The 23888-nt window shown below is 67.1% G+C and carries 29 protein-coding genes; 16 read left to right on the top strand and 13 right to left on the bottom strand.

Features of this window, described 5'->3' with window-relative positions; all coding sequences use genetic code 11:
* Window positions 1-3 precede the first annotated feature (3 nt).
* On the top strand, window positions 4-432 hold the full coding sequence (locus F618_RS0111670) for a DUF488 domain-containing protein (protein WP_019568643.1): 429 nt from the start codon (window positions 4-6) through the stop codon (window positions 430-432).
* A gap of 10 nt (window positions 433-442) precedes the next feature.
* On the opposite strand, the gene moaB is transcribed toward F618_RS0111670, so the two are convergent.
* Window positions 443-979 carry a molybdenum cofactor biosynthesis protein B gene (gene moaB, locus F618_RS0111675; RefSeq protein WP_019568644.1) on the bottom strand — a complete coding sequence of 179 codons (537 nt, stop codon included), beginning with the start codon at window positions 977-979 and terminating at the stop codon, window positions 443-445.
* A 59-nt stretch (window positions 980-1038) separates the two neighbouring features.
* Between moaB and rluB the strand changes: the two genes are divergently transcribed.
* From rluB to F618_RS0111695, 4 genes are all read left to right on the top strand, one after another.
* Window positions 1039-2043, top strand: a complete 1005-nt coding sequence (rluB, locus tag F618_RS0111680; protein ID WP_018144185.1) for a 23S rRNA pseudouridine(2605) synthase RluB — start codon at window positions 1039-1041, stop codon at window positions 2041-2043.
* Window positions 2044-2048: 5 nt separating this feature from the next.
* Complete coding sequence (locus F618_RS0111685) at window positions 2049-2690, top strand: endonuclease III domain-containing protein (protein WP_019568645.1); 642 nt, start codon at window positions 2049-2051, stop codon at window positions 2688-2690.
* A gap of 79 nt (window positions 2691-2769) precedes the next feature.
* Window positions 2770-2985 (top strand): lipopolysaccharide assembly protein LapA domain-containing protein, encoded by a 216-nt coding sequence (locus F618_RS0111690; protein ID WP_019568646.1) that lies wholly within the window; start codon window positions 2770-2772, stop codon window positions 2983-2985.
* A gap of 33 nt (window positions 2986-3018) precedes the next feature.
* Window positions 3019-4215, top strand: a complete 1197-nt coding sequence (locus F618_RS0111695; protein WP_019568647.1) for a nitrate/nitrite transporter — start codon at window positions 3019-3021, stop codon at window positions 4213-4215.
* 43 nt (window positions 4216-4258) lie between these two features.
* Here F618_RS0111695 and F618_RS0111700 read toward each other — a convergent pair whose 3' ends face one another.
* Window positions 4259-4978: a hemerythrin domain-containing protein gene (locus tag F618_RS0111700; RefSeq protein ID WP_019568648.1), complete on the bottom strand. Its 720-nt coding sequence runs from the start codon at window positions 4976-4978 to the stop codon at window positions 4259-4261.
* Window positions 4971-5597 carry a hemerythrin domain-containing protein gene (locus F618_RS0111705; protein ID WP_018170051.1) on the bottom strand — a complete coding sequence of 209 codons (627 nt, stop codon included), beginning with the start codon at window positions 5595-5597 and terminating at the stop codon, window positions 4971-4973. The genes F618_RS0111700 and F618_RS0111705 overlap by 8 nt, the downstream gene beginning before the upstream one ends.
* A gap of 55 nt (window positions 5598-5652) precedes the next feature.
* On the opposite strand from F618_RS0111705, the gene F618_RS0111710 reads away from it, so the two are divergent.
* The 5 genes from F618_RS0111710 to rnk all read left to right on the top strand — a co-directional run bounded on the left by F618_RS0111710 (window position 5653) and on the right by rnk (window position 8454).
* Window positions 5653-6051, top strand: a complete 399-nt coding sequence (locus F618_RS0111710; RefSeq protein WP_026182008.1) for a hypothetical protein — start codon at window positions 5653-5655, stop codon at window positions 6049-6051.
* The gene (locus F618_RS0111715; protein WP_018144178.1) at window positions 6051-6503 is read left to right on the top strand and encodes a glycine cleavage system protein H; all 453 of its coding nucleotides are present in this window, start codon (window positions 6051-6053) and stop codon (window positions 6501-6503) included. The genes F618_RS0111710 and F618_RS0111715 overlap by 1 nt, the downstream gene beginning before the upstream one ends.
* A gap of 10 nt (window positions 6504-6513) precedes the next feature.
* Window positions 6514-7182 carry a thioredoxin family protein gene (locus F618_RS0111720; protein ID WP_018175769.1) on the top strand — a complete coding sequence of 223 codons (669 nt, stop codon included), beginning with the start codon at window positions 6514-6516 and terminating at the stop codon, window positions 7180-7182.
* 49 nt (window positions 7183-7231) lie between these two features.
* A complete protein-coding gene (locus F618_RS0111725; RefSeq protein WP_018175770.1) occupies window positions 7232-7579 on the top strand; it encodes a rhodanese-like domain-containing protein in 348 nt (115 codons plus the stop codon).
* A 464-nt stretch (window positions 7580-8043) separates the two neighbouring features.
* Entirely contained in the window at window positions 8044-8454 is a 411-nt protein-coding gene (rnk, locus tag F618_RS0111730; RefSeq protein WP_018144175.1) for a nucleoside diphosphate kinase regulator, read from the top strand.
* 13 nt (window positions 8455-8467) lie between these two features.
* On the opposite strand, the gene F618_RS0111735 is transcribed toward rnk, so the two are convergent.
* From F618_RS0111735 to F618_RS0111750, 4 genes are all read right to left on the bottom strand, one after another.
* A complete protein-coding gene (locus F618_RS0111735; RefSeq protein WP_019568649.1) occupies window positions 8468-9901 on the bottom strand; it encodes a DNA polymerase Y family protein in 1434 nt (477 codons plus the stop codon).
* A 160-nt stretch (window positions 9902-10061) separates the two neighbouring features.
* Window positions 10062-10694 carry a translesion DNA synthesis-associated protein ImuA gene (imuA, locus tag F618_RS0111740; protein ID WP_019568650.1) on the bottom strand — a complete coding sequence of 211 codons (633 nt, stop codon included), beginning with the start codon at window positions 10692-10694 and terminating at the stop codon, window positions 10062-10064.
* Window positions 10695-11011: 317 nt separating this feature from the next.
* Entirely contained in the window at window positions 11012-11629 is a 618-nt protein-coding gene (gene lexA, locus F618_RS0111745; protein WP_019568651.1) for a transcriptional repressor LexA, read from the bottom strand.
* 354 nt (window positions 11630-11983) lie between these two features.
* On the bottom strand, window positions 11984-12475 hold the full coding sequence (locus F618_RS0111750; RefSeq protein WP_019568652.1) for an Lrp/AsnC family transcriptional regulator: 492 nt from the start codon (window positions 12473-12475) through the stop codon (window positions 11984-11986).
* Between the two features lie 179 nt (window positions 12476-12654).
* On the opposite strand from F618_RS0111750, the gene F618_RS0111755 reads away from it, so the two are divergent.
* Window positions 12655-14340, top strand: coding sequence for a 2-isopropylmalate synthase (locus tag F618_RS0111755; protein ID WP_019562935.1), 1686 nt, complete (start codon window positions 12655-12657; stop codon window positions 14338-14340).
* Between the two features lie 151 nt (window positions 14341-14491).
* On the opposite strand, the gene F618_RS0111760 is transcribed toward F618_RS0111755, so the two are convergent.
* The 3 genes from F618_RS0111760 to F618_RS0111770 all read right to left on the bottom strand — a co-directional run bounded on the left by F618_RS0111760 (window position 14492) and on the right by F618_RS0111770 (window position 16079).
* A complete protein-coding gene (locus tag F618_RS0111760) occupies window positions 14492-14935 on the bottom strand; it encodes a type II toxin-antitoxin system VapC family toxin (RefSeq protein ID WP_018938069.1) in 444 nt (147 codons plus the stop codon).
* Window positions 14919-15146: a type II toxin-antitoxin system Phd/YefM family antitoxin gene (locus tag F618_RS0111765; protein WP_018938068.1), complete on the bottom strand. Its 228-nt coding sequence runs from the start codon at window positions 15144-15146 to the stop codon at window positions 14919-14921. The genes F618_RS0111760 and F618_RS0111765 overlap by 17 nt, the downstream gene beginning before the upstream one ends.
* 90 nt (window positions 15147-15236) lie before the next feature.
* The gene (locus tag F618_RS0111770; protein WP_019568654.1) at window positions 15237-16079 is read right to left on the bottom strand and encodes an ion transporter; all 843 of its coding nucleotides are present in this window, start codon (window positions 16077-16079) and stop codon (window positions 15237-15239) included.
* 152 nt (window positions 16080-16231) lie between these two features.
* Between F618_RS0111770 and F618_RS0111775 the strand changes: the two genes are divergently transcribed.
* Window positions 16232-16834, top strand: coding sequence for a cyclopropane-fatty-acyl-phospholipid synthase family protein (locus tag F618_RS0111775; RefSeq protein ID WP_019568655.1), 603 nt, complete (start codon window positions 16232-16234; stop codon window positions 16832-16834).
* A gap of 136 nt (window positions 16835-16970) precedes the next feature.
* Here F618_RS0111775 and F618_RS0111780 read toward each other — a convergent pair whose 3' ends face one another.
* The 3 genes from F618_RS0111780 to F618_RS0111790 are packed head-to-tail and all read right to left on the bottom strand — an operon-like array spanning window position 16971 to window position 20840.
* Window positions 16971-17573: a nucleoside triphosphate pyrophosphatase gene (locus F618_RS0111780; protein ID WP_019562934.1), complete on the bottom strand. Its 603-nt coding sequence runs from the start codon at window positions 17571-17573 to the stop codon at window positions 16971-16973.
* Window positions 17566-19401: a sodium-extruding oxaloacetate decarboxylase subunit alpha gene (oadA, locus tag F618_RS0111785; protein ID WP_019568656.1), complete on the bottom strand. Its 1836-nt coding sequence runs from the start codon at window positions 19399-19401 to the stop codon at window positions 17566-17568. The genes F618_RS0111780 and oadA overlap by 8 nt, the downstream gene beginning before the upstream one ends.
* A 20-nt stretch (window positions 19402-19421) precedes the next feature.
* Window positions 19422-20840, bottom strand: coding sequence for an acetyl-CoA carboxylase biotin carboxylase subunit (locus F618_RS0111790; protein ID WP_018649968.1), 1419 nt, complete (start codon window positions 20838-20840; stop codon window positions 19422-19424).
* Window positions 20841-20970: 130 nt separating this feature from the next.
* Here F618_RS0111790 and F618_RS0111795 point away from each other — a divergent pair, with 130 nt between their 5' ends.
* From F618_RS0111795 to F618_RS0111810, 4 genes are all read left to right on the top strand, one after another.
* A complete protein-coding gene (locus tag F618_RS0111795; protein WP_019568657.1) occupies window positions 20971-21492 on the top strand; it encodes a DUF177 domain-containing protein in 522 nt (173 codons plus the stop codon).
* Between the two features lie 110 nt (window positions 21493-21602).
* Complete coding sequence (gene rpmF / locus F618_RS0111800; RefSeq protein ID WP_018144163.1) at window positions 21603-21800, top strand: 50S ribosomal protein L32; 198 nt, start codon at window positions 21603-21605, stop codon at window positions 21798-21800.
* Between the two features lie 99 nt (window positions 21801-21899).
* Complete coding sequence (gene plsX / locus F618_RS0111805) at window positions 21900-22928, top strand: phosphate acyltransferase PlsX (protein ID WP_019568658.1); 1029 nt, start codon at window positions 21900-21902, stop codon at window positions 22926-22928.
* Window positions 22925-23887 carry a beta-ketoacyl-ACP synthase III gene (locus F618_RS0111810; RefSeq protein ID WP_018144161.1) on the top strand — a complete coding sequence of 321 codons (963 nt, stop codon included), beginning with the start codon at window positions 22925-22927 and terminating at the stop codon, window positions 23885-23887. The genes plsX and F618_RS0111810 overlap by 4 nt, the downstream gene beginning before the upstream one ends.
* The last annotated feature ends 1 nt before the right edge of the window (window position 23888 follow it).

The following is a 23888-nucleotide window of genomic DNA, read 5'->3' on the forward strand; positions in this document are numbered from 1 at the left end:
CGTATGGAACGGGTGCGGATCCGGCGCGTCTACGACCCGGTCGACCCCGGGGATGGAGCGCGTGTGCTGGTCGACCGCCTGTGGCCGCGCGGAGTGAAAAAGTCGGCGCTCGCGCTGGATGCCTGGGAAAAGTCGCTCGCTCCGTCCACCGACCTGCGGCGCTGGTTCGGCCATGACGTGGAACGCTGGCGCGAATTCTGTCGCCGGTACCGGGCGGAACTGGGAGCGGCGCCCGAGGCCTGGGGCCGCTTGCTGGGGCATGCCCGTCGCGGCCGCCTGACGCTGCTGACGGCGACCCGGGACGTCGAGCACAGCCATGCGGCGGCCCTTGGCGCTCTCCTCGACGCCGAACGGGCCGAGGAGGAACCAACGGACGAGCGGGCCTCGCCGGTATGCTTCGCGCCCGACGAGTCCGGCCCGGAGCCGGATTGATCATGTTGCCTCAGGATTCCTTCAGGCGGGGCATCAGCATGGTGAGGTTGCAGGGCATGGTGCGGTCGTCGAGCTGGGCGCGGATGATGCGGTCCCAGGCCGTGCGGCAGGCGCCGGTGGAGCCGGGTAAAACGAAGATGTAGGTGCCGTTGGCGACGCCGGACAGGGCCCGCGACTGCAGGCTGGAGGTGCCGATCTCGTCGAAGGAGAGCATGCGGAACAGCTCGCCGAAGCCCTCGATGGTCTTGTCCAGCAACACCGAGGCGGCCTCGGGGGTGCCGTCGCGGCCGGTAATGCCGGTGCCGCCGGTCGTCAGCACCGCGTCGATAGCGGGATCGGCGATCCAGCGCGAGAGTTCGGCGCGGATGGCATAGATGTCGTCCTTCACGATCTTGCGCTCGGCCAGCCGGTGACCGGCGCTTTCAAGGCGTTCCACCAGGGCGTCGCCGGAACGGTCCTCCGCGAGTTCGCGGCTGTCGGAGACGGTGAGCACGGCGATGTTCAGCGGTGTCTTGACGGGCGTGGTTTCCGGCGCGGAATCGGTCATGGCAACGTCCTGTTGGTGTATCGTGGCGTCCATCTTAATGAGTTGCTGGAGTTCCGGGAATGTCGGAGCGGGTACAGAAGGTCCTGGCGGCGCGCGGGCTGGGTTCGCGGCGCGAGATCGAGGGCTGGATCGAGCGCGGCGAGGTGCAGGTGAACAACCGCACCGTGAAGCTGGGCGACCAGGTCGACGAGCACGACGTGATCCGCGTGCGCGGGCGCATCGTGCGGCGCCCGGAGCATCCGCATCGGTGGATCGTGTATCACAAGCCGGTGGGCGAGATCTGCAGCCGCTCGGACCCCGAGGGGCGGCGGCCGGTGTTTGCCAGCCTGCCGCGGTTGAAGGGGCAGCGCTGGGTGGCCGTGGGCCGGCTGGACCTGAATACCTCGGGCCTGCTGCTGTTCACCACTGATGGCGAACTGGCCAACCGGCTGATGCACCCGAGCATGGCCCTGGAGCGCGAGTACGCGGTGCGCGTGCTGGGCGAGGTGCCGCCGGCGACCCAGGACATGCTGCGCGAAGGCGTGGAACTGGAGGATGGCGCGGCCCGTTTCGACAGTCTGGAGGAGCAGGGTGGGGAAGGCGCCAATCACTGGTTTCATGTGGTGGTCAGCGAAGGCCGCAACCGGCTGGTGCGCCGCCTGTGGGATGCGGTCGGGGTCACGGTCAGCCGCCTGATCCGGGTGCGCTACGGGCCGGTGGTCCTCGGGCACGGGCTGAAGACCGGTGCGGTGCGGGATCTGGAGACCCGCGAGGTGGCCGGGTTGTACGAGGCGGCGGACCTGCCCGTGCCGGACTCCGTGCGCACGCGCGGTCGCGGCGGCCCGCGACGCGATCCGCGCGGCAAACCGCGGGATCAACGCCCCGGCAAGGCGGCGCCGGCGGGCAAGGCCCGCACCAGCCGGGCGGCGCGCGAGGACGGCTGGAGTTCGTCGCCGCCGAAGAAGCCGGGCAAGTCTTCGTCCCCCGCGGGGCGCGGCGGCTCCCGGGGCGCGAAGCCTGCGGGAGGTCGACCCGGCGGCCGCTCGGGCGGCGGTGGCAAACCGGGCGGTAGCCGTCAGCGGTAGCTCCTGTGCGGATCCCCGAGCTCCTGGATGTCCTGCGCGCGGAGTACGGCGACCTGCAGTGGTGGCCGGCGGAGACTGCGTTCGAGGTGATGGTCGGCGCGGTGCTGACGCAGAACACCAGCTGGACCAACGTCGAGAAGGCGCTGGCCAACTTGCGCGGTATCGACGCGCTGTCGCCGGAGGGCTTGATGGCCCTGAGCCGGGAAGAGTTGGCCGAACACATTCGTCCCAGTGGCTATTTCAACGTGAAGGCGGATCGCCTGCGCCACCTGCTGGCCTTCCTGGAGGCGTCCGGCGGGATCGAGGGTCTGGCGGCGCTGGACACCGACGCGCTGCGCGCGGCGCTGCTGGGGGTCAAGGGTGTCGGACCGGAGACCGCCGACGATATCGTGCTGTACGCCTTCGGGCGCCCGGTGTTCGTGGTGGATGCCTATACCCGCCGGTTGTTCGAACGTCTGGACCTGCCGCAGGCACGGGCTCCGTACGATGCGCTGCGCGAGCACGTCGAGGTGGCTCTGGGGCCGGATGTGGCGGCGCTGAACGACCTGCATGCGCTGATCGTGGAACATGGCAAGGAGCGCTGCCGGCCGCGGCCGCGCTGTGATGCCTGTCCGGTGCGGCGGCACTGCACCCACGCCGAGGCCTGAAACCCACCGCCCGGCCGGTTGACGCCCGCGGCGGGGCGCCGGAACCTGAGAGGCATGTCCGACTGACCAGGGAGGTCCTATGCGTTACCTGTACACCCTGTTGATTATCGTGTTCGTCGCGGTGGTTGCGATCTTTGCGATCCAGAACCTGCGTCTCGTAACGCTCAACTTCCTCACCCTGTACGTAACCCTGCCACTGGCGCTGCTGATTGTCGGGATCTACCTGCTGGGGCTGATCTCCGGAGGCGCCCTGTTCGCATTGCTGAAGCGCTGGATACGCGGCGCCAGTCGTTGACCCGGCCGGGGTCGGCCGGAGTGGCATCCCTCGATGGCTGACCTGATTCGCCGCCATCCGCTGGCGGTGATCGTGGTGGCGCAGCTGTTCGGGACGTCGCTGTGGTTTTCGGTCAACGGGGTCGGGCTGTCGCTGCAGCAGGCACTGGGGTGGTCGCCCGCCGAGATCGGCTGGCTGACGATGGCCACCCAGCTCGGTTTCATCACCGGGACGCTGGCGGTCGCCGCCACGGGGCTGGCGGATCGCTTTCGTGCTAGTCGTGTGTTCGCCATTTCGGCGCTTTTCGGGGCCGGGCTCAACGCCATCTTCATCCTGCTCGCCGGCGTCTGGGAGCTGGCCCTGCTGACGCGCTTTCTGGTCGGGCTGGCACTGGCCGGGGTCTATCCGCTGGGCATGAAGCTGGTAATCGGCTGGACCCCGCAGTACAAGGGCTGGGCGCTGTCCTGGCTGCTCGGAATGCTGACCCTGGGGACCGCGCTCCCGCATCTGCTGCGTGGCGCCACGCTCGATTTCCCGTGGGCGGTGCCCGTGCTTCTGGCCTCGGGCCTGGCCCTGCTGGCCGCGCTGATGATCCTGCGTCTGGGGGATGGCCCGCATCTGCCGCCACCGGGGCGCACGCCGGGGCTCGGGAAGGGCTTCCATGCCCTGGCACGGCGGGATTTTCGCGCCGTGGCCGGGGGCTACTTCGGGCACTGCTGGGAACTGTATGCGTTCTGGACGCTGGTGCCTCTGCTGGTAGCCCGTGAGCTTGCACGGATGGAGGCCGATGCGGCCCTGATTCCGTGGCTGGCCTTTGGCGTGATCGCGCTGGGTCTGGCGGGCTGTGTCTGGGGTGGGCGCCTGAGTAGGGGTCTGGGAAGCCTGCGTGTGGCGCGGGTGGCACTGGCAACCTCGGGCCTGGCCTGTCTGCTGTACCCGCTGCTTGCGGGGCAGTCGCCCTGGTTGCTGTTCGGCCTCCTGGCGCTGTGGGGGCTCACGGTGATCGCGGACTCGCCCCAGTTCTCCGCGCTGGCCGCGGACAGCGCGCCGGAGGATGCCGTGGGTTCCGCGTTGAGCGTGATGAATGCGATCGGCTTTGCGCTGACCCTGCCGGGCATCTGGCTGACCGGCTGGTTATGGGCGGATGGCGGGGTTTGGGTCCTGTGGCTGTTGCTGCCCGGCCCGTTGCTGGGGCTTTGGGCGCTGGCGCGCCTGTCGGCGCCGCATCGCGCCCGGGAAGCCGTGGATTGACACGAGTGCCGGGCTGCGGCGGCCGCGCAGCCATGCGGGGCGCTCAGTTGCTGTGGGGTGCCGGGTCGGGTGCCGTCAGCAGGGTCTGTGCGCGCTGGAGCAGCTCGGCGGCGGCATCGGGCTGTTCGCGCAGGGCGCGGCTCCAGTGCGGGAACAGGTTCTGTTCCTCGCGGCCTTCGTGCTTGGCCAGCGCGCCGGAGATCAGGGCGAAGAACGGGGCCACGGCCCAGGCCTCGTCCGCGCCTTCGCTGAATTCGTGTTCCAGCATCGCGGTCTGTTCCAGGATCTCGTCGTGCTCGCGCAGCATGATCGAGGTGGGATCCTGGCCGTTCGGGCTGCGGGGCAGGTCCAGCAGGGGGACGATCAGGTCGTTTTCCACCTTCACGTGGCGCCGCAGGCCGTCGACATAGGCGTGGAAATCCGGCGCTGCGCCTTCGAGGTCGCCGGCGTTGACCTTGTGCAGGGCGCTGGCGAACAGGCGGTCGATGCGCAGGTGATCGCGTTCCAGTAGGTCGACCAGGTCCACCGGGGCGACGTCCTCGCGGCGTTGTACCGCGAGCTTCCACGAGGGCGGGCCGTCTTCGAGCACCCGCCAGTGGATGGCCTGACGCAGCTGCAGGCTGACCGCGTCCATCAGCATCTTCGGTTCCTGATCAAGCCAGACCTCGAAGACCTGACCGCTGCGCAGTTCGCGCAGGGTGTAGTACGCGCGGGTGTGGGCATGTTCGGCCAGGCCGCGGAGGTCGAGTACGAAATCAGCCACGGTCTGCGCCCGTGATGCCCCGGCGTGCGGCCATGGCGGCACCGATGGCGCGGCGGTCTTCCGGGCTTAGCAGGTGCTCGGCAAAGGGGAGTACGGCGCGCTCTTCCAGATCGAGGTGGATGCGGTATTGGCGTATCCAGGCGTCGGCCCCGTCGAGGTCCGCCGGCTGGCCCGCGGCGATGCGTTGCAGGGCCGGCTCCAGTCGATCCCAGCCGGCCTCGATCTCGTCATGTTCGGCAGTCAGGCGGTCCAGCCATTCGCACAGTTGTGGATGACTCTCGGGGTGGCCACAGTGCTGGCGCAGCACGGGGAACAGGTCCTGGTCCTCGTCCGCGTGGTGGTTGGGCGCTGCCTCGTGAAAGTAGTTCAGGACCCGTTGCGCGGCGCCTCGGGCCTCTTCGTCGGCGCCTTTGTCGGCCAAATGGGCGGGCAGGCGCTCGAGGATGTCCAGAGAGTTGAGGATTCGGCGATGGCACGCCCGCAGCAACTCGATGGGCTGCTGGAATCCGGGAACACTTTCGTGGAGTTGCGCGTGCATGGGGTATCGGACCTTCGCAGAGTGGTCAACAAGCAGGCGACTTTCGCCGAAGCGCTCGCGCCCCGTCTTGATCTCGATCAATGTAAATTGAATATAGCTTAAAGTATGCTGTGCGAAACCTGGCCTGGAGCTTTTGATGCACCCTCGGAACCGGATGTTCATCCTCGCGGCCCTCGCCTATGCCCTGCTGGGCGGGCTGCTCGGCATCCTCTGGCTGGCCCATCCCGGCCTGATCCCCGGCAATGTGCCGCGCATCCATGGCCACCTGATGCTGCTGGGGTTCGTGACCATGATGATCTATGGCGTGGGTCTGCATGTGTTGCCGCGCTTTTCCGGACGTTCGCTGTTCTCCGAGCGCCTGGGCCATGTGCAGTTCCTGCTGGCCAATCTCGGGCTCCTGGTGATGATCGCGGGCTGGCTGGTCTTTCATAACCCGACCGTCGCGGTCGGCGGGGCGATGGCCTGGGGGGCGATGATCCTGTTCGCACTGAACATTGCACTCACCGTGCGTCACTACGGTCCGAAGGGGGCGTAATGAGTCATACGGAATACAACGGCTGCGAGTTGCCGGACGACCTGTTCTATGACCTGGACTATGTCTGGGTCCGTCCGGAGGACGACGGCACCTTTACCCTCGGGATTACCGATCCCGCCCAGACCATGGCGGGGCGGGTGCAGTACTTCCGCTTTCGCAAGCCGGGTTCGCACCGCGCCGCGGGCAAGCCGGTGGCGCGGCTGGAGTCCGGCAAGTGGGCGGGGGGCATCCCTACGCCGTTCGACGGCACCATTGAGCGCATCAATCCGGCCGTGGAGGCCGATCCGGGGCTGGTGAACGTGGCCCCCTATACCGATGCCTGGGTCGTGGTGATGCGCCCGGACGATCCGGAAGCGGCGCTGGAGCGGCTACATACCGGGGCCGAGGCGATTGCCGGTCTGAAACAATGGGTCGATCGCTACGACATCCACTGCATGCGCTGCGCGGACTAAGGGCGGGATCATGAAGGTAGAGCTGCTGGTATCCGAGTGGTGTGCCTCCTGCCACGATGCCGAGCGCATCTGGCGCGAGGTGGCGGAAAACAAACAGATCGACTTCGCGGTGGTCGATATGGGCCAGCCCGAAGGGCGCGAACTGGCGACCCGGCTGCGCATCCGGTCGATCCCGGCCGTGGTGGTGGATGGCGAGCTCAAGCACATTGGGCTGCTGGATCGCACCGCCGCGACCGCACTGGTGGCGGAGGCCCCGGAACGCACACAGAAGGCCGCGCGCCATGTCGGGCTGGGGTTGTCGGCCTCCAGCCGGGCCTCGGTGCTGGGCGCGATGATCTGGCTGCTGATCGCGGGTGCCGCGTTGCCACTGGGCGGGTTCTTCCTCGAGGGTGCGGCGCGTCCGGCCGCGCTGCACGGCTTTACCCTGGGTTTTCTTCTGTTGCTGATCATGGGGCTTGGCGAGCACATGCTGCCGCGCTTTACCGGCCACCCGATCGCCAGTGGCTGGCTGTGGGCCTGGACGCCGCAGGTCCTGGTGCATCTGGCCGTGCTGGGCATGGGGCTCGGCTGGATCCTGGGCGTTGCGATGTTAACGGCGGTGGGTGCGGTGGCGGCGCTGGTCGGGCTGGTCCTGTTCACCCTTCGGGTGGTCCCACTGCTGGTACGTCCGTCGTTGTGACCCGGGCGCGCGCTAAACTTGCGGTTCACGCAGCCAACGGAGTCCTCCTGTGAGTCTTTTCGAGAAGCGTATCCGCGAGCTGGAACAAAGCCTGCCGCATCTGGAACCAGGGGAGGTGGCGCGCTGGCTCGAGGAAGAGAAACCGTTTCTGCTGGTGGATGTGCGCCAGCCCGAGGAGGCGGCCGAGGGGACGATCGAGGGCGCGATCAACATCCCGCGGCCCAAGCTAGAGGCCGGTATCGAGTCTCATATGGCGGATGCGGACCAGCCCGTCGTGGTGTTCTGTGGCGGTCGCGGCCGGTCCCAGCTCGTGGCCGACAGCCTGCGCACGATGGGTATCAATGCGCATGTGCTGCGCGGGGGCTACGCGGCGTGGCGGGAGACCTGGCCTCGGTGAGGGCGCAAGGCAAAGGCTAGGGAGACGCTGATTAATTCGCACGTCCGCGTTGGTGCCCCATTTTTTCCGAGACAAGGCGCGGTGCGCAGCGCCGTAGTCACTCTACGGTCAAACGCCGCAACGCAGGATCGGGGAAAATGGGGCGCCAACCCCTTGAGGGCTCGGCCGCCCGTTGTTGACGAAAATGGGCCCGCTGACCGCGTTGCGGCTTGCTTATGTAGCTCGGCTACACTTCGCTCACCGCGCCTTGTCAGCGAGCAAAATCGATCGAGCGCGGACGTGCGAATTAATCAGCGTCTCCCTGTGTGCGGCTCCCGCTTACGAGCACTGTGATGGACGCTATGGCTTTTTTGCCGGGTCTTGGCTAGTCTCCCGAGTAAGTTTCCCGGTTTCCGGAAATTCCCTGAATATTATTTGCCTGGCGCGTCTCCCCGGAGGCGCGTTCTGCATTCTGGAGTAAGAAAGTGAACAAGCCGAAGATCATTGTCTCCACCACGGACATGGAGCGCCTGGACAAGCTGCTGGAGTCCCTTCCGGATGGAAGTTTCCCCGGCAAGGCCGATCTCGAGTCCGAACTGGATCGCGCGGATGTCGTGGATTCGCACGAGGTTCCGGGTTCGGTGGTGACGATGAACTCGAAGGTCCGGTTCCGGGTGATCGAGTCCGGCGACGAGTTCTCGATGACACTGGTGTACCCGCGCGATGTGGACGAGAGTGGCGGCACGCTGTCGATCCTGGCGCCGGTGGGCAGTGCGCTGCTGGGCCTGTCCGAGGGCGACGAGATCGAGTGGCCGCGCCCGGGCGGGGGGCAGATGCACGTGCGCATCGAGGAGGTCGAGTACCAGCCGGAGCGCGCGGGCGAATACCACCGCTGACGCGGGGTCCCCCTCAGCCCCAGTAACCCTGGCGATACCACTGGCCGCTGCGCAGGCAGCGGTACAGCCAGAGCCGGCGGCCCTGACGGTCGCGGCTGCAAGCATAGTCGCGGCGCGCGTCCTGGCCGTGATCCCACCAGCCGTCTTCCAGTCGTCCCAGCCATTGGGGCTGGTCGGGGGGCGCGGCGGGCTCGGGGCCCTGTAGCCAGAGGGCAGTTCCGCAGGCCCGTTGGCCCGGGGTTGGAGCGGTGGGGGCCGGAGTGGTGGCGAGATCGTGTCGCGGCCGCTGGGCATCCTCCGGTCTCGGTGTGCGGCGGTTGATCAGACGGGCGACGGCCTGCTCGCCCAGCCGGGCGCGCAGGCGAGCCAGCACGGCGGGTAGCTGATCGGCCGGTGGTCTGCTCGCCGGGTCTGCGGCGAGCAGACTGTCGCCCCGGGCCGATGGGTCCAGCAAGCGGGGTGCCTGCAGGCGCAGGCCGATCACCGCCGCCGGCAGGGTCTCGCGATCCAGTCGGGTCTGCCACAGGGGCAGCCACTCGTCGGTGCGAATGCCCGGCTGCCCGCGCTCCAGTGAGATGCGGGTACACGCCTCGCGGTGGGCCAGTTCCAGTGTCATCCCCTGCAGGCTGCGGTTCAGGCCGCGCAACTGCGCCTCGGCCTGGCGCAGCAGCCGCTTGAGCGGGAAGGCCAGGGTCGCCGTGGCGTGGATCTCGTGCTCCAGGCGCAGGGACAGATCCAGCACCGGGGGTGGCGCAAAGCGGGGCAGGGTCTCCGCGCGCCGCGCCAGCAGTCGGTCCAGCAGGTCCAGCAACTCCGGTCCGTGGCGTCGGGCCAGTTCGGGGCGCGACAGGCGCAGCAGATCGCCCAACTGGCGCAGGCCCACGGCGCGCAGGCCCTCGCGGGTCGCGGCGGCCAGTGGCAGGGCCTCCAGCGGAACCGGGGACAGGATGCGGCGCAGGGCCTCGGGGTCTTCTGCGATCGCGGGGTTGCGCAGGCGGGCCAGCAGGCGCGCGGCGGCGGGGCTGCGGGCCAGGCCAATACGGGGATGGAAGCCCAGTTCGGTCAGGGTGTCCCGCGCCTGGTCGCGCAGGGTCTCGAGGCCGCCGAACAGGCGGCGGCTGCGCCCGACCTCCACCAGGATGCGCTGTGCCTCCGGCTCCGGGTGCACGTGATCGGAGAACCGCAGCAGTACGCCGGCCAGCATCTCCAGTTGGGCCTGCAGGGTGTCCGGGGCATGCTCGACCAGTTCCGGGGTATCCAGCACCGCCAGGGCATCCCCCAGCGCCATGCCGGGGCGGGCACCCGCCTGGCGGGCGGCGCGGTTGGCGGCGTGCACCCGGGGGGCAGGGTCGGATTCCACCACCAGCAGGGGGCGCTGAAGCCGCCCGGGGTCCGGCTCCGTCCGGGCCAGCGCGTCCAGCGCAAGGTGCGGCAGGTCGATTGCCATCCAGTGTTCCTGCCGCGGCCGGGCGTCGCGGGTGGCGGTATGCGTCTTCGGTGGTCGGAGTGCGGTGGCGGGCAGGGCTGCGGCCGGAAGCAGGCTCAGTTGTTGTCGGACCGGCTCCGGGTGTGTGGCCGCACGCGAGGGACGGGCAGGCTGGCCCATCTCAGGCCTCCGGTGGTTCGGGAACCTGCAGGGGGTGGCCGGAGCGGGCCCAGTGGCTGGCCCCCTTCAGGCAGTGCAGTTCCAGGCCGGAGGCCGCGGGCTGCCAGCGCAGGCGCTGGTGGGCCGGCGAAGGCTGTGCCGCGGCGTTTGGTGGCCGGTACAGGATCGCGCAGGCCCGGCTCTCGCTGGCAGCCAGACGCAACCGGCGCAGCAGGGCCGTCTCCACGGGGCCGCGCAGCCAGGCGAGCAGGACGCCGAACGCCGGGTCGCGCAGGCACTGCTCGCCGGCCCACAGGGTGTCGCGATCATGCTCGGTATGGATCAACAGGACTCGCTCCGGCGGGATGCCGAGGGTCTGCCAGCCGGGTAGCCAGGGCGTGGCCGGCGGTGCGATCAGCGCGATCCAGTAGCCGTCGCGGCCGCAGGCGGCGAGCATGGGGACCAGCAGCCGGGTCTCGCCACAGCCGAACGGGGCCCCCAGCAGTTCGATCAGCTGGCCGCGCGGCCAGCCGCCGCCCAGGGCCCGGTCCAGTTCCGTATGGCCACTGGGCCAGACCGGGGCATCCGTGGCCGGGGCAGCACTGCGCCCGCGCCAGAGCGCCGGGTGGTCGAGCAGGGTATCCAGCGCGCTCATGGCTTAGGGAAACACTGATTCATGTACACGCTCGCGCTCGAGTCGCTTTTGCGTGCGAACAAGGCGCGGTGACTGCCGTGCAGTCATTCTGCACAAGGGAGCCGCAACGCCGTTCCCGCGCCCGTTTTCATCAACAATGGGCGGCCGAGCCCCTGCCTTCAATCGTTTGTGGGGTTGGCGCCCCAGGTTCGCCGATCCTGCGTTGCGCCCCGAATCCATCAAAAACGGGCAGGTAGAACCACTACCTGTTGCACGACGCGCCTTGTCTCGGAAAACCTGGGGTGCCAACGCGAGTGTGTACATGAGTCAGTGTTTCCCTAGGCCTGCGGGTCGAGATCGCGCAGCACGCCCACGCCGATCCCCTCGATGGCCAGTTCCTGGCGCTCGAGGTCGATCTCGATGGGGGCGAAGTCGGGGTTCTCCGGGAGCAGGCGCACCTTCGGGCCGTCCTGCGCGAAGCGCTTGACGGTGACCTCGTCCTCGATGCGGGCGACCACGATCTGGCCGGGCCGGGCCTCCGGGGTCTGGCGCACGGCCAGCAGGTCGCCGTCGAGGATGCCGGCGTCGCGCATGCTCTCGCCGTGTACGCGCAGGAGATAGTCCGGGCGGCCGCGGAACAGGGCGTCGTCGACCCGATAGTGGCGCTCGATATGCTCGGTGGCAAGGATCGGCGAGCCGGCGGCGACGCGCCCGACCAGAGGGAGTTCGGCCGGTGCGCCACGGGCGGCGCCCGGCAGGCGTATGCCGCGGGAGGTGCCGCCCAGCAGTTCGATCGTGCCTTTCTTCTCCAGGGCCTTCAGATGGCACTCGGCCGCGTAGGGCGAGCGGAAGCCGAAGGCCCGGGCGATCTCGCTGCGGGTCGGTGCCGTGCCCTGGGTGGCGATGGTCTCGGCGATGTAGTCGAAGATGGCTTGCTGGCGTGCAGTGAGCGACACGGGGCACCCTCCGGTTGCTGTCTATATATACAGTACAGGGGTCGCTGGCGCGAGGACAAGAGCGGCGCATCCATCCGGAGTGCGTGTTTGCTCCTGACGGCCGGTTTGTTCCACCACGAAGCGCACGAAGAAGGTCAAGGGCGGTTGCGCCACAGAGGATTACGGAGAAAACCCAGGGAGGTGTTGCGGCCCGGGCGTAGGATGCTGTTGAGCGAAGCGAAACGCATCGATCCGGGAACCTCGCCACCCTTGGGATGGCTACACGATGCGCTTCGCTTCGCTCATCACATCCTGCCGGCCCTTGCCTTTCTTCGTGCCTTCGTGGTCAATCCGCCCTGGGTCTTGATGTGGTATTCAGGTGGGGGTGTAGTCCAGTGGCAGGGCGGTGCGGTCGACCACGCGGCGCAGCACGAAGCTGGAATGGACGCTGTCCACGCCCTCCAGTCGGGTGATGCGGCGCAGCAGGAATTCCTGGTAGGCATCCATGTCGGGGACGACCACCTGCAGCATGTAGTCCGCCGACTGGCCGGTGATCAGGTAGCAGTGCTGGACCTCGGCGTAGCTCGCCACGGTCTCCTCGAAGTGGGCGAAGCGCTCCGGGGTGTGGCGGTCCATGCCGATATGGATCAGGGCGGTCAGCTCCAGCCCCAGGCTGCGCCGATCCAGCAGGGCTACGCGGCTCAACAGGACGCCGGCCTGTTCCAGCGCACGTACCCGACGCAGACAGGGGGAGGGGCTGAGCCCCACGCGATCGGCCAGGGCCTGATTGGACAGGCTCGCATCCTCCTGCAGGATCTCGAGGATGCGGCGGTCATAGCGGTCGAGTCGGTGTGGTTCGGATTCCATGGTTGAATATTGCTCTACAGTGGCTTTATTGCGCAAGGATAGTGCGCAACTATTGCGTTCTTAGGGAAAAACGCAAGGTTATGCCGGGGACAATGCGTTAGGATAATGCACAGATAGAAATCCGGAGCGTGGCACCCGACCACACGGCGAGGCCGCGCCCCTTACAGGAGATGAACACGATGGCCTTCGATCACACCAAGTACGCCCCGTTCCCGCCGATCGACAAGTCCGATCGGCGCTGGCCGGCGCAGCGCACCACGGCCGCCCCTCGTTTCTGCGCGGTGGACCTGCGCGACGGCAACCAGGCGCTGGTGCACCCGATGAGCGTGGAGCAGAAGATGCGCTTCTTCGAGGTGCTGGTGGAAATCGGTCTGACCGAGATCGAGATCGGCTTCCCGTCCGCCTCGCAGATCGACTACGACTTTACCCGCCGCCTGATCGATGAAGACCGGATCCCCGAGGGCGTGTACATCCAGGTGCTGACCCAGGCGCGCGAGGACCTGATCCAGAAGACCTTCGCGGCGCTGGAGGGCGCCCCGCGCGCGGTGGTGCACGTGTACAACTCCACCAACCCGGCGCAGCGCGAGCAGGTCTTCCGCATGGATCGCGACGGCGTGCGCGGCATTGCCGAAAACGGTGCGCGCTGGGTGCGTGACCATGCGGCGAAGTACCCGCAGACCGACTGGATCTTCCAGTACTCGCCGGAGAGCTTCTCCACCACCGAACTGGACTTCGCGGTCGAGGTGGTCGATGCGGTGAATGCGATCTGGCGCCCGGACCAGGGCCAGAAGGTCGTGATCAACCTGCCGGCCACGGTCGAGTCCGCCACGCCGAACGTCTTTGCCGACCAGGTCGAGTGGTTCTGCGACCACGTGCAGTACCGCGAGCATTTCTGCGTGTCGCTGCATACGCACAACGACCGGGGCACCGGCGTGGCCGCGGCCGAGCTGGGGCTGCTGGCCGGGGCCGACCGCCTGGAAGGCACGCTGTTCGGCAATGGCGAGCGCACCGGCAACATGGATCTGGTCACCGTCGGCATGAACCTGTACTCGCAGGGCATTGACCCGACCATTGACCTGTCCGACATGGAGCGGCTGATGGACGTGTACAAGGAGTGCACCGACATGCCCATCAACCCGCGCCACCCGTGGGCGGGCGAGCTGGTCTACACCGCCTTCTCCGGCAGCCACCAGGACGCGATCCGCAAGGGCCTGGCGCATTACAAGGAGAAGGGCGGCCACTGGAACGTGCCCTACCTGCCGATCGACCCGAGCGATCTGGGCCGGCGTTACGAGGAAGTCGTGCGCATCAACAGCCAGTCCGGCAAGGGTGGGGTCACGCATGTGCTGGAGCGCGACTACGGCATCGAATTGCCGCGCTGGCTGGCGATCGAGTTCGCCCGCATCGTGCAGAAGGATGCCGAGACCTCGCAGATCGAGGTCTCCTCGAAGCGCATCCACGAGCTGTTCGAAAAGCATTACCTGACGCCGGTTACCGGCTGGGATCTGGTGCGTTACGAGATCGAGAAGGACGGTCCTGTGGTGCGGCTGGATGCGACCATGGGCCCGCCCGGGCGTGAATCCCGCCTGCGGGGCGAGGGCCACGGCGCGGTCGCGGCGCTGACCTCCGCCATGGAGGCCGAGCGTGGCGTGCAGGTGAAGGTCACCCACTTCGACGAGCACGCGATGGAGTCCGGCACCGAGGCGCGTGCCATGGCCGCCGTGGACGTGCAGGTCGATGGCGAACGCTCCGTGGGCGTCGCCCTGGGCGAGGACACCACGGCCGCGACGCTGCAGGCCGTCCTGAACGCCACCGGCCGCCGTCTGGGCGAACGCGCTACCGAGCCGGCCGCCGTTAACGCCTGATTCCGGCGGGGCCCCGCCCCTGCCAGTCTGCGGTCTACCGTAGGGTGCGTAGAGCAAAGCGAAACGCACCGTCACCCAGGCGTTTGGGTCGCGATGCGATTCGCTGCGCTCATCGGCATCCTGCCTACGGATAGGTTGGATGCCCGAGGCGTCAGAATCGACGAACGGTCAGCCCCATCGATGAAGCCGCATCCGCGAGGACGTTGTCTGCGGTGGCAATCACCGGAATCTCATGGTGGCGCGCGGTTGCGATGTGCAGCGCGTCCAGCGTCCGCAATGGATGTTCGGGATAGCGGGTGATCAGGTTGGTCGCTTCGTCGAACAGTGAGTCGTCGAAGGGATAGAGTTGTAACGAGGCGCTGGAGATGTCGTCCTGGAAGGTGGCGAAGATGATCGTTTCCAGTTCCTGCGGCAGCTCCCCTATGCGTCGGCGTCGTGCGAGCAGGGACCGCAGTTCGGTCGCTACCAGGCGGCTGATGATCGCGACGTCGACGCGCTGCAGATAGTCGACGAAGGCCTCGGATCCCGGTTCGTTCAAATACCACTTGGCCAGGGCACTGGTGTCGAGGTAGCTCCGTTCATCCGCGCTCGTCACGTTCTTCCCTCAGGAGGGTTTCCGAGGGAACCAGTGGTCCGGTGCGCTGGCGAAGTTCGTGGTGGTCGGGGCGCTGGCGCCCGCGACGAACGGGCAGGACCCGTGCAATGGGCTTTCCGTGACGGGTGATGGTGATTTCCCCGGACGCCTGGACGATTTCGTCCAGATGCCCAATGGAGGCTCGCATTTCGCGGACGTTGAGCTCTTTCATGGCGCCACCCTAAGTGTGCTTCATTTTTCGATATTGAAGCACACCGCCGTGTGTTCGGCAATGACGGGGCCGAGTGAGTAGTAAAGGGGGTTAACGTACGCGTTTCTCCAGCATGGTTTGCATGCGGGTCAGGCGTTCCTGGAGCTTGAGGGTTTCCTGCTGTATCTCGTGGATCTCCGCGTGCAGGGCCTGGTTCTCTTCGTGCACGCTGTCGTGGATCATCTGCTGCTCGATCTCCATCGAGCGGTCGTGCATGCGCTGCATGGCGTCCACGATGATGGCGATGAACAGGTTCAGCACGGTGAAGGTGGCGATCAGGATGAAGGGCACGAAGAACGCCCAGGCCCAGGGGTAGATTTCCATCACCGGGCGGGCGATGTCCTCGGACCAGCCCTCCAGCGTCATCACCTGGAACAGGCTGTACATGGTGGCGCCGAGCGTGCCGAACTTCTGCGGGAAGGATTCACCAAACAGGCCGGTAGCGATGATCGCGAACACGTAGAAGATCAGCACCAGCAATCCCATGATGGAGATGATGCCGGGGATCGCCCGCAGCAGCGCCTCCACGATGAAGCGCAGCTTCGGCACCATGGAGACCAGGCGCAACAGACGCAGCACGCGCAGCACCGAAAATGGCCCCGAGGCCGGGATCAGTGCGATCCCCACCACGAAGAAATCGAACACGTTCCACGGGTTGCGCCAGAACCGCAGGCGGTAGACGAACAGCTTGGCCAGCACTTCGGCGGTGAAGATCGACAGGATGATGGCGTCCGCACTCAGGATCACCGGGCCGATCCAGCCCATTACGGTGTCCGAGGTCTCGAGCCCCAGGGTGAGGGCGTTCAGCAGGATCAGGCCAATGATGAAGCGCTGGGTCAGCCGGGCCTCGATAAAGTGTTCCAGGCGTGCGCGCAGCGTGGGGGTTTCGCTCATGGTGTCGAAGATCGTTGGAGTCCTTGGGGACGCGCAAGAGTAGGGTAAAGCCGGGGTTCCGGCAATCGCGCGAGCGCAAGCACGCGCCACGTCAGGAGTGCCTGGCAGACGGCACCAATGGACAGATTCCCGGGAACGGAAGGAGAGCAGGGATGTGGGATGAACGTTACGCCGAGGACGACTACGTCTACGGCACTGAACCGAATGATTTTCTGCGCGCGGCAGTGGCCAACGTGCCGCGCGGGCGGGCCCTGTGCCTGGCCGAGGGGGAGGGCCGCAACGCGGTGTTCCTGGCGCAGCAGGGTTTCGACGTGCTGGCGGTGGACAGCTCCGCGGTCGGCCTGCAGAAGGCCCAGCGTCTGGCCGAGGACCGCGGGGTGCAGATCGAGACCCTGGTGGCGGATCTGGCCGACTACGCGATCGAGCCGGACTCCTGGGATCTGATCGTATCGATTTTTTGCCATTTGCCACCGGACGTTCGGCGTCGCCTGCACGCCGAGGTGGTCGCGGGCCTGCGCCCGGGCGGGGTGTTCATCCTCGAGGCCTATACGCCGGCGCAACTCGAATGGGGCACGGGAGGTCCGCCCACTGCGGAATTGATGATGAAGCGGGAGGCGCTGACCGAAGAACTGGAAGGGCTGGAGTTCGAAGAGGCCGTGGAACGCGAACGCGACGTGATCGAGGGACGTTTCCACACCGGGCGCGGCGCGGTGGTGCAGGTCCTGGCGCACAAGCCGCGGAACGACTGGGGCTAGGGAAACACTGATTAATGTACGCGCTCGAGTCGCTTTTGCGTGCGAACAAGGCGCGGTGATTGCCGTGCAGTCATTCTGCACAAGGGAGCCGCAACGCCGTGCGCGCGCCCGTTCTTGGAGGTTGCCGGGCCGGTGTTCAGGCCGCTGCGGGCGGGACGGCCACCCCTGCTTCGCGCAACCAGGTTCCCAGGGTGATCAGCGGTAGCCCCACCAGCGCGGTCGGGTCGTCGCCGCTCATGCGCGCGAACAGGCTGATGCCCAGCCCCTCGGACTTGAAGCTGCCGGCACAATCCAGCGGCTGGTCCAGTGCGACGTAGCGCCGGATCTCCTCGGCGCTCAGCTCGCGGAAGGTCACGGTGAACGGGACCTGGCCTGTCCGCACCTTCCCGGTGGCCGTGTCGAGTAGGCACAGGCCGGTGTGGAACGTAACCGTTTCCCCGGACAGCGCCGCGAGTTGCGCCTCGGCGTGGACGCTGTCGCCGGGCTTGCCGAGGACCTGCCCGGCGTGGCTGGCGTTCTGGTCGGAGCCGATGACCAGATGGTCGGGATAGACATCGGCGACCGCCCGGGCCTTGGCCTCGGCCAGGCGTGCCACCATCGCCTCGGGCAATTCATGCGCCAGAGGGGTCTCGTCCACCGCCGGGCGCGCGGTCTCGAATGGCAGATGCAGCCGCTCCAGCAGTTCGGCGCGATAGCGCGAGGTGGAGGCGAGGACCAGTCTTCGTGCGGTATCAGCCATCGTCGCCGTCGATCTCGATCAGGGCGTCGTCCGGATTGGCGGCAGCCCCCTTGGTGATGTTCACTGCGGTGACCGTGCCGGATACGGGGGCGGCGATTTCCGATTCCATCTTCATCGCCTCCAGCACCAGCACTGGCTGCCCGGCTTCGACCTTGTCACCCTCGGCCACCAGCACGTCGATGATGGTGCCGGGCATGGAGGTAGTGACGTCGCCCGGCCGGGTCGCACGGCGCGACTTCTTGCCTCCGCTGGCCCCGTGGCTGCGTTCGGCGCCGCCGTTGCCGGCGGTCTCGATGCTGTCCAGGGTCTCGATCTGGACCTCTTCCGGCATCCCGTCGACCGTCACGTACATCGGGCGGGTGTCCTCCCGGTGATGGCCGGAGCCGTTGACCTGGATGTGATAGGTCTCGCCGTGGAAGGTGACGTTGAACTCCACCGGGGCCGGGCAGCCGGCCTGGGTGTTCTCCGGCAGGTTGAGCGGTTCCGGGCTGAGCGTGCCGTCGCGGCGCTGCTCCAGGAACTGCCGACCCACCTCGGGGAACAGGGCGAAGGTCAGGACATCCTCCGGGCCCCGGGCGAGGTCTCCGATCTCGTCAGTCAGGGTGGCCATCTCCGGTTTCAGCAGGTCGGCCGGGCGGCAATCGATGACATCGGCATTGCCGATGGCCTGTTGCCGCACGACGCTGTTGATTGGGCCGGGCGCCCGGCCGTAGTGCCCGGTCAGGTATTGCTTCACCTCGTTGGTGATGGTCTTGTAGCGCTCCCCGGCGAGGACGTTCATCACCGCCTGGGTGCCGACGATCTGCGAGGTGGGGGTGACCAGCGGCGGGTAGCCGAGGTCCTCGCGGACCCGGGGGATTTCTTCCAGCACCGCATCAAAGTGATCCAGCGCGTTCTGGTCACGCAGCTGGTTCGCCAGGTTGGAGATCATCCCGCCGGGCACCTGGTTGATCTGCACGCGGGTGTCGACGCCGGTGTACTCGCTCTCGAAGCGCTGGTACTTCTTGCGCACTTCGTGGAAGTACAGCCCGATCTTCTGCAGCGCGACCAGATCCAGACCGGTGTCGTGCTCGGTGCCGGCGAGGGCGGCGACCAGGCTCTCCGTTGGCGGGTGGCTGGTGCCCCCGGCGAATGCCGAGATCGCGGTCTCGATATGCCGGCAGCCGGCCTCGATGGCCTGCCAGTGGCACAGCTCGGACAGCCCCGATGTGGCGTGGGCATGCAGGTGGATCGGCACGTCCAGGGCATCCACCAGCTCGGTGACCAGTTCGCGGGTGGCGCTGGGGGTGAGCAGCCCGGCCATGTCCTTGATCGCGATGCTCTGTGCGCCCATCGTGACCAGCTCGCGGCCCAGGGCGACGAATTCGGCGGCCGAATGCACCGGGCCGGTGGTGTAGCAGAGCGTGCCCTGGGCATGGCCACCGGTGTCGCGCGTCGCTTCGATGGCGGTGCGCAGGTTTCGCGCGTCGTTCATCGCGTCGAAGATGCGGATGATGTCGATGCCACCGGCGACCGAGCGCTCGACAAAGGCGCGCACCACGTCGTCGGCGTAGTGGCGATAGCCGAGCAGGTTCTGTCCGCGCAGCAGCATCTGCAGGGGGGTGTTCGGCAGCGCGGCCTTCAGCTGGTGCAACCGCTCCCAGGGGTCCTCCTTGAGAAACCGCACGCAGGCATCGAAGGTGGCACCACCCCAGGCCTCCAGCGAGTGAAAGCCGATGGCGTCCATCTGCTCGCAGATTGGCAGCATGTCCTCGGTGCGCATGCGCGTGGCGATCAGGCTCTGGTGGCCGTCGCGCAGGGTGACGTCGGTGATGTGAACTCGATCCATGGTCAGTCCGGTGGCCGGGGTTATAACCCGTGGTGGGCGGCGAGGGCTGCGGCAACGGCCACCGCCAGTTGGCGGTCCGAGCGCTTGCCGGGGAAGTGCGTCAGCTCCGGGTGGGCCGCGACGAACCCGGTATCGAAGTGCCCGCTGCGGAAGGTCGGGTGGTCAACGATGGCCAGGTGGAACGGGATGGTGGTCTTGACCCCGAACACGCCCATGTCCCGCAGCGCACGATTGGCGCGGGCCAGCAGGTCGTCCCACTCCAGGGCCCAGCAGATCAGCTTGGCGCACATCGAGTCGTAATGCGGCGGGATGGTGTAGCCGGTGTAGATGGCCCCGTCGGTGCGAACGCCCGGGCCGCCCGGGGCGAAGTAGCGGGTGATGCGGCCGAAGCTCGGCAGGAAGTCGTTCTTCGGGTCTTCCGCGTTGATGCGGAACTCCATCGCATAGCCGCGGCGGGTGATCTGCGATTGTTCGTAGCGCAGCGGCTCGCCGGCGGCGATGCGCAGCTGTTCCTGCACGATGTCGACCCCGGTGATCATCTCGGTAACTGGATGTTCTACCTGAAGTCTTGTGTTCATCTCCATGAAATAGAATGAATCATCCGCGTCCATCAGGAACTCGACGGTGCCGGCGTTCTGGTAGCCGACGGCGAGCGCGGCGCGCACCGCCAACTCTCCCAGATACTGGCGCTGCGCCTCGTCCAGCTGTGGCGAGGGGGCGATCTCCACCAGCTTCTGGTGGCGGCGCTGCACCGAGCAGTCGCGTTCGAACAGGTGGATCGCATGGCCGTGGGCATCGCCGAGGATCTGCACCTCGATGTGTCGCGGATTGACCACGGCCTTCTCGAGGAAGATCTCGGTACTGCCGAAGGCACGGGTGGCCTCGGAGCGCACGCGCTCGAAGTTGTGCTCCAGAGCGGCGGCATCCTCGCACAGGCGAATGCCGCGTCCGCCGCCGCCGTTGGTGGCCTTGAGCATCACCGGGTAGCCGATGCGCTCGGCCACCTCCAGCGCCGCGGTGACGCCCTCCAGGTTGCCCTCCGAGCCGGGTGTGACCGGTACGCCGGCCTCGATCATCGCCCGGCGCGCGGCCACCTTGTCGCCCATGCGGCGGATCACCGACGCATCCGGGCCGACCCAGATCAGATTGCGGGCGGCGCAGGCCGCGGCAAAGTCGGGGTTTTCGGAGAGGAAGCCGTAGCCCGGGTGCACCGCGTCACAACCGGCGGCGCGCGCGACGCTGATCAGGCGATGGATGCTGAGATAGCCGCCCATGGAGTCCGGGCCGATGGCGTAGGCCTCGTCGGCCTTCTTCACGTGCAGGGCGTGGCGGTCGGCATCGGTATAGACCGCGACCGAGATGATCCCCAGTTCGCTGCATGCCCGGATCAGGCGCACGGCGATTTCGCCCCGGTTGGCAATGAGCAGCTTGCGAATCAAACGGAAGGCCCCGGGCAGGTCGATGACACCCCGAGTATCGACGTCGTTTGGGGCGGCTGCAAGTTTCTGTTTCGCTTTGACAGATCGCCCTCGCGCGCGTATATTCCGCGCCCTTGCAACCGAGCCGTTTATGAGTCGCATCCCCGTTTCTCTTGACCCGTGGCAACCGCGTGCGCGGCACCTGGAATTCGAGGGTGACCTGCGTGCGGAAGAGCTGCCGCGGTTGCGTGCCGATGCCCTGCCGGGACACCCGTTGCGGGTGCACGCGCAATTCCAGCTGGAACGCGGGGCGCTGGACGAGATACGGCTGAGCGGGACGATTGCCGGCGAGCTGTGGCAGACCTGCCAGCGCTGCCTGCAGCCGATGGCATGGGAATTCCGCCTCGAACCGGATGCCGTGCTGCTGCCACCGGAAGGCACTCCGGCCGGCATGAGCGAGGGCGATGACTTTGTCGCTCTCGAGGCGGATGGCCTGTTGCGCCCCGCGGCATGGGTCGAGGAAGAGATCCTGCTGGCGTGGCCACTGGTGCCGCGCCATGCGGACTGCGAACCCGCCGCTGGGGCCGAATTCGAGGAAGGCGAGGGCGCCGAGAATCCGTTCGCGGTGCTCGAACAACTCAAGAAGGGCGGCCCGGACCGGGGCGGCTCATGACGTGAGCGCCGGCCGGGGCATTGTCCGGGCCGAACCGTTATACTTGCGCCCGATTTGATACCGGGCTCACTCCCGTCGCCACGGGATTTTGATCAATCTGGAGATGCATCATGGCTGTTCAGCAACGCCGCAAGACTCGTTCCAAGCGCGATATGCGCCGCTCCCACGACAGTCTGACGGGCGCTACTCTGTCGACCGACCCGACCACCGGCGAGATCCATCGTCGTCACCACATGACTCCGGATGGTTTCTACCGCGGTCGTCAGGTGATCCAGCAGGCCGTCGAAGTCGACGAAGACGAAGATTAAGGTCCAGGGAATGACCGTCCCGGGGCCACGGTTGCGTTTGCGCCGTGGCCTTTCCGCGTTTGAATACGGCCGCTGTGCGGTCGTCCGTCGGGCCCGAGCATGACTGCCAGTTTTACCATCGCACTGGACGTGATGGGCGGCGACCACGGTGCGTCCGTCATCCTTCCGGCTGCGCGCCGTTCACTGAAGGTCGCAGACGATTTCCGCCTGCTGCTGGTCGGTGACCAGGAGACCATCGAGTCCGGGATATCCGGCTGGTCCGCGAGCGAACGCGAGCGGGTCGAGATGGTGCATGCCAGCCAGGTGGTCGGCATGGACGAGCTGCCGGCCGTGGCCCTGCGCACCAAGCGCGACTCCTCGATGCGGGTCGCCATTGACCAGGTGAAGAACGGGGCGGCCCAGGCCAGCGTCTCCGCCGGCAATACGGGTGGTCTGATGGCCACCGCGCGGTACGTCCTGAAGACCCTCCCCGGCATCGATCGCCCGGCCATCGCCACGGCCCTGCCGTCGATGAACGGGCATACCCACATGCTCGACCTGGGCGCCAATGTGGATGTCGAGGCCGCGCATCTGTATCAGTTCGCGGTGATGGGATCGGTGCTGGCGAATGCGGTGGACGGTCTGGAGGCCCCGCGGGTCGGCCTGCTGAACATCGGCTCCGAGGCGATCAAGGGCAATGACCGCGTGCGCGAGGCCGGCCGCATGCTGGAAGAATCCAGCCTCAACTACATCGGCTTCGTCGAGGGGAACGATGTCTACTGTGGCGATGTGGACGTGGTGGTCTGTGACGGCTTTGTCGGCAACGTCGCGCTGAAGATCAGCGAAGGCGTGGCCAAGATGATCTCCTCCAAAATGAAGGCGGAGTTCGATGCATCGGTGTTTTCTCGATTGTCCGGCCTGTTCGCCCTGCCGGTACTGCGCCGGATCCGTCATCGGTTCGACCACCGCCGCTACAACGGCGCTTCGCTGCTGGGCCTGCAGGGCGTGGTGATCAAGAGCCACGGCAGCGCCGACGAGCTGGCCTTCGAGCACGCGATCCGCATTGCCCGCATCGAGGCCGAGGCGAACATCTCGAGTCGGATCGACAAGCAGCTTGGCCAGCTCCTGGGCCAGGAGACAAGCGAGTGAAGCATGCACGCATCAGCGGGACCGGGAGCTACCTGCCCGAGCGCATCCTGACCAACGCCGAGCTGGAGGCGATGGTCGATACCTCGGATGCCTGGATCCGCGACCGCACCGGAATCCGCGAGCGGCATATCGTCGCCGAGAACGAGGTGACCTCGGATCTCGCGCTGAAGGCCGCCGAGCGCGCAATGGACGCCGCCGGCATCCGTGCCGCCGACCTCGACCTGATCCTGGTCGCAACCACCACCCCCGATCAGATCTTCCCCAGCACCGCGTGCATCCTGCAGGCCAAGCTGGGTGTGGGGGGCTGTCCGGCCTTCGATATCCAGGCGGTGTGCAGCGGGTTCGTGTATGCCCTGGCCACTGCCGACCGCTTCATGCAGAGCGATGAGATCCGGCATGTGCTGGTCGTGGGGGCGGAGACGCTCTCGCGCATTACCGACTACACCGACCGCGGCAACTGCATCCTGTGGGGCGACGGTGCGGGTGCCGTGATCCTGTCGCGTTCGCCGGACCCGGGCATCATCTCCACGCACCTGCATGCCGACGGCCACCACAAGAGCCTGCTGGAGGTGCCGGGGGGCGTGTCGCAGCCGGACAGCAACCCGGATCTCGACTTCATTCGCATGGAAGGCCGAGCCGTCTTCCGCGTGGCAGTGAATACCCTGGACCAGATCGTCGACGAGACCCTCGAGTACAACGGGATCGACAAATCCGAGCTGGACTGGCTGGTCCCGCACCAGGCGAACATCCGCATCATTCAGGCGACCGCGAAGAAGCTGAACATGTCCATGGACAACGTCGTGGTCACGGTGGATCGCCACGGCAACACCTCGGCCGCGTCCATCCCGCTGGCGCTGGATACCGCCGTGCGCGACGGTCGCATCAAGAAGGGTGACCTGATCCTGACCGAGGCCTTTGGCGGCGGGTTCACCTGGGGCTCCGCGCTCATCCGGATGTAAC

The organism is Thioalkalivibrio sp. ALMg13-2, assembly GCF_000381185.1.
GTDB classification, from domain to species: domain Bacteria; phylum Pseudomonadota; class Gammaproteobacteria; order Ectothiorhodospirales; family Ectothiorhodospiraceae; genus Thioalkalivibrio; species Thioalkalivibrio versutus.

Excerpts from the sequence above, each read along its gene's own strand:
- oadA (WP_019568656.1), bottom strand. The coding sequence starts at position 19,401 with ATGGATCGAGTTCACATCACCGACGTCACCCTGCGCGACGGCCACCAG.
- imuA (WP_019568650.1), bottom strand. The coding sequence starts at position 10,694 with ATGAGCGCGCTGGATACCCTGCTCGACCACCCGGCGCTCTGGCGCGGG.
- F618_RS0111765 (WP_018938068.1), bottom strand. The coding sequence starts at position 15,146 with ATGAAAGAGCTCAACGTCCGCGAAATGCGAGCCTCCATTGGGCATCTG.
- F618_RS0111715 (WP_018144178.1), top strand. The coding sequence starts at position 6,051 with ATGAGTCATACGGAATACAACGGCTGCGAGTTGCCGGACGACCTGTTC.
- rpmF (WP_018144163.1), top strand. The coding sequence starts at position 21,603 with ATGGCTGTTCAGCAACGCCGCAAGACTCGTTCCAAGCGCGATATGCGC.
- F618_RS0111780 (WP_019562934.1), bottom strand. The coding sequence starts at position 17,573 with ATGGCTGATACCGCACGAAGACTGGTCCTCGCCTCCACCTCGCGCTAT.
- plsX (WP_019568658.1), top strand. The coding sequence starts at position 21,900 with ATGACTGCCAGTTTTACCATCGCACTGGACGTGATGGGCGGCGACCAC.
- F618_RS0111710 (WP_026182008.1), top strand. The coding sequence starts at position 5,653 with ATGCACCCTCGGAACCGGATGTTCATCCTCGCGGCCCTCGCCTATGCC.
- moaB (WP_019568644.1), bottom strand. The coding sequence starts at position 979 with ATGACCGATTCCGCGCCGGAAACCACGCCCGTCAAGACACCGCTGAAC.
- F618_RS0111750 (WP_019568652.1), bottom strand. The coding sequence starts at position 12,475 with ATGGAATCCGAACCACACCGACTCGACCGCTATGACCGCCGCATCCTC.
- F618_RS0111795 (WP_019568657.1), top strand. The coding sequence starts at position 20,971 with ATGAGTCGCATCCCCGTTTCTCTTGACCCGTGGCAACCGCGTGCGCGG.
- F618_RS0111755 (WP_019562935.1), top strand. The coding sequence starts at position 12,655 with ATGGCCTTCGATCACACCAAGTACGCCCCGTTCCCGCCGATCGACAAG.
- F618_RS0111735 (WP_019568649.1), bottom strand. The coding sequence starts at position 9,901 with ATGGCAATCGACCTGCCGCACCTTGCGCTGGACGCGCTGGCCCGGACG.
- F618_RS0111695 (WP_019568647.1), top strand. The coding sequence starts at position 3,019 with ATGGCTGACCTGATTCGCCGCCATCCGCTGGCGGTGATCGTGGTGGCG.
- rluB (WP_018144185.1), top strand. The coding sequence starts at position 1,039 with ATGTCGGAGCGGGTACAGAAGGTCCTGGCGGCGCGCGGGCTGGGTTCG.
- F618_RS0111670 (WP_019568643.1), top strand. The coding sequence starts at position 4 with ATGGAACGGGTGCGGATCCGGCGCGTCTACGACCCGGTCGACCCCGGG.
- F618_RS0111690 (WP_019568646.1), top strand. The coding sequence starts at position 2,770 with ATGCGTTACCTGTACACCCTGTTGATTATCGTGTTCGTCGCGGTGGTT.
- F618_RS0111770 (WP_019568654.1), bottom strand. The coding sequence starts at position 16,079 with ATGAGCGAAACCCCCACGCTGCGCGCACGCCTGGAACACTTTATCGAG.
- F618_RS0111720 (WP_018175769.1), top strand. The coding sequence starts at position 6,514 with ATGAAGGTAGAGCTGCTGGTATCCGAGTGGTGTGCCTCCTGCCACGAT.
- F618_RS0111775 (WP_019568655.1), top strand. The coding sequence starts at position 16,232 with ATGTGGGATGAACGTTACGCCGAGGACGACTACGTCTACGGCACTGAA.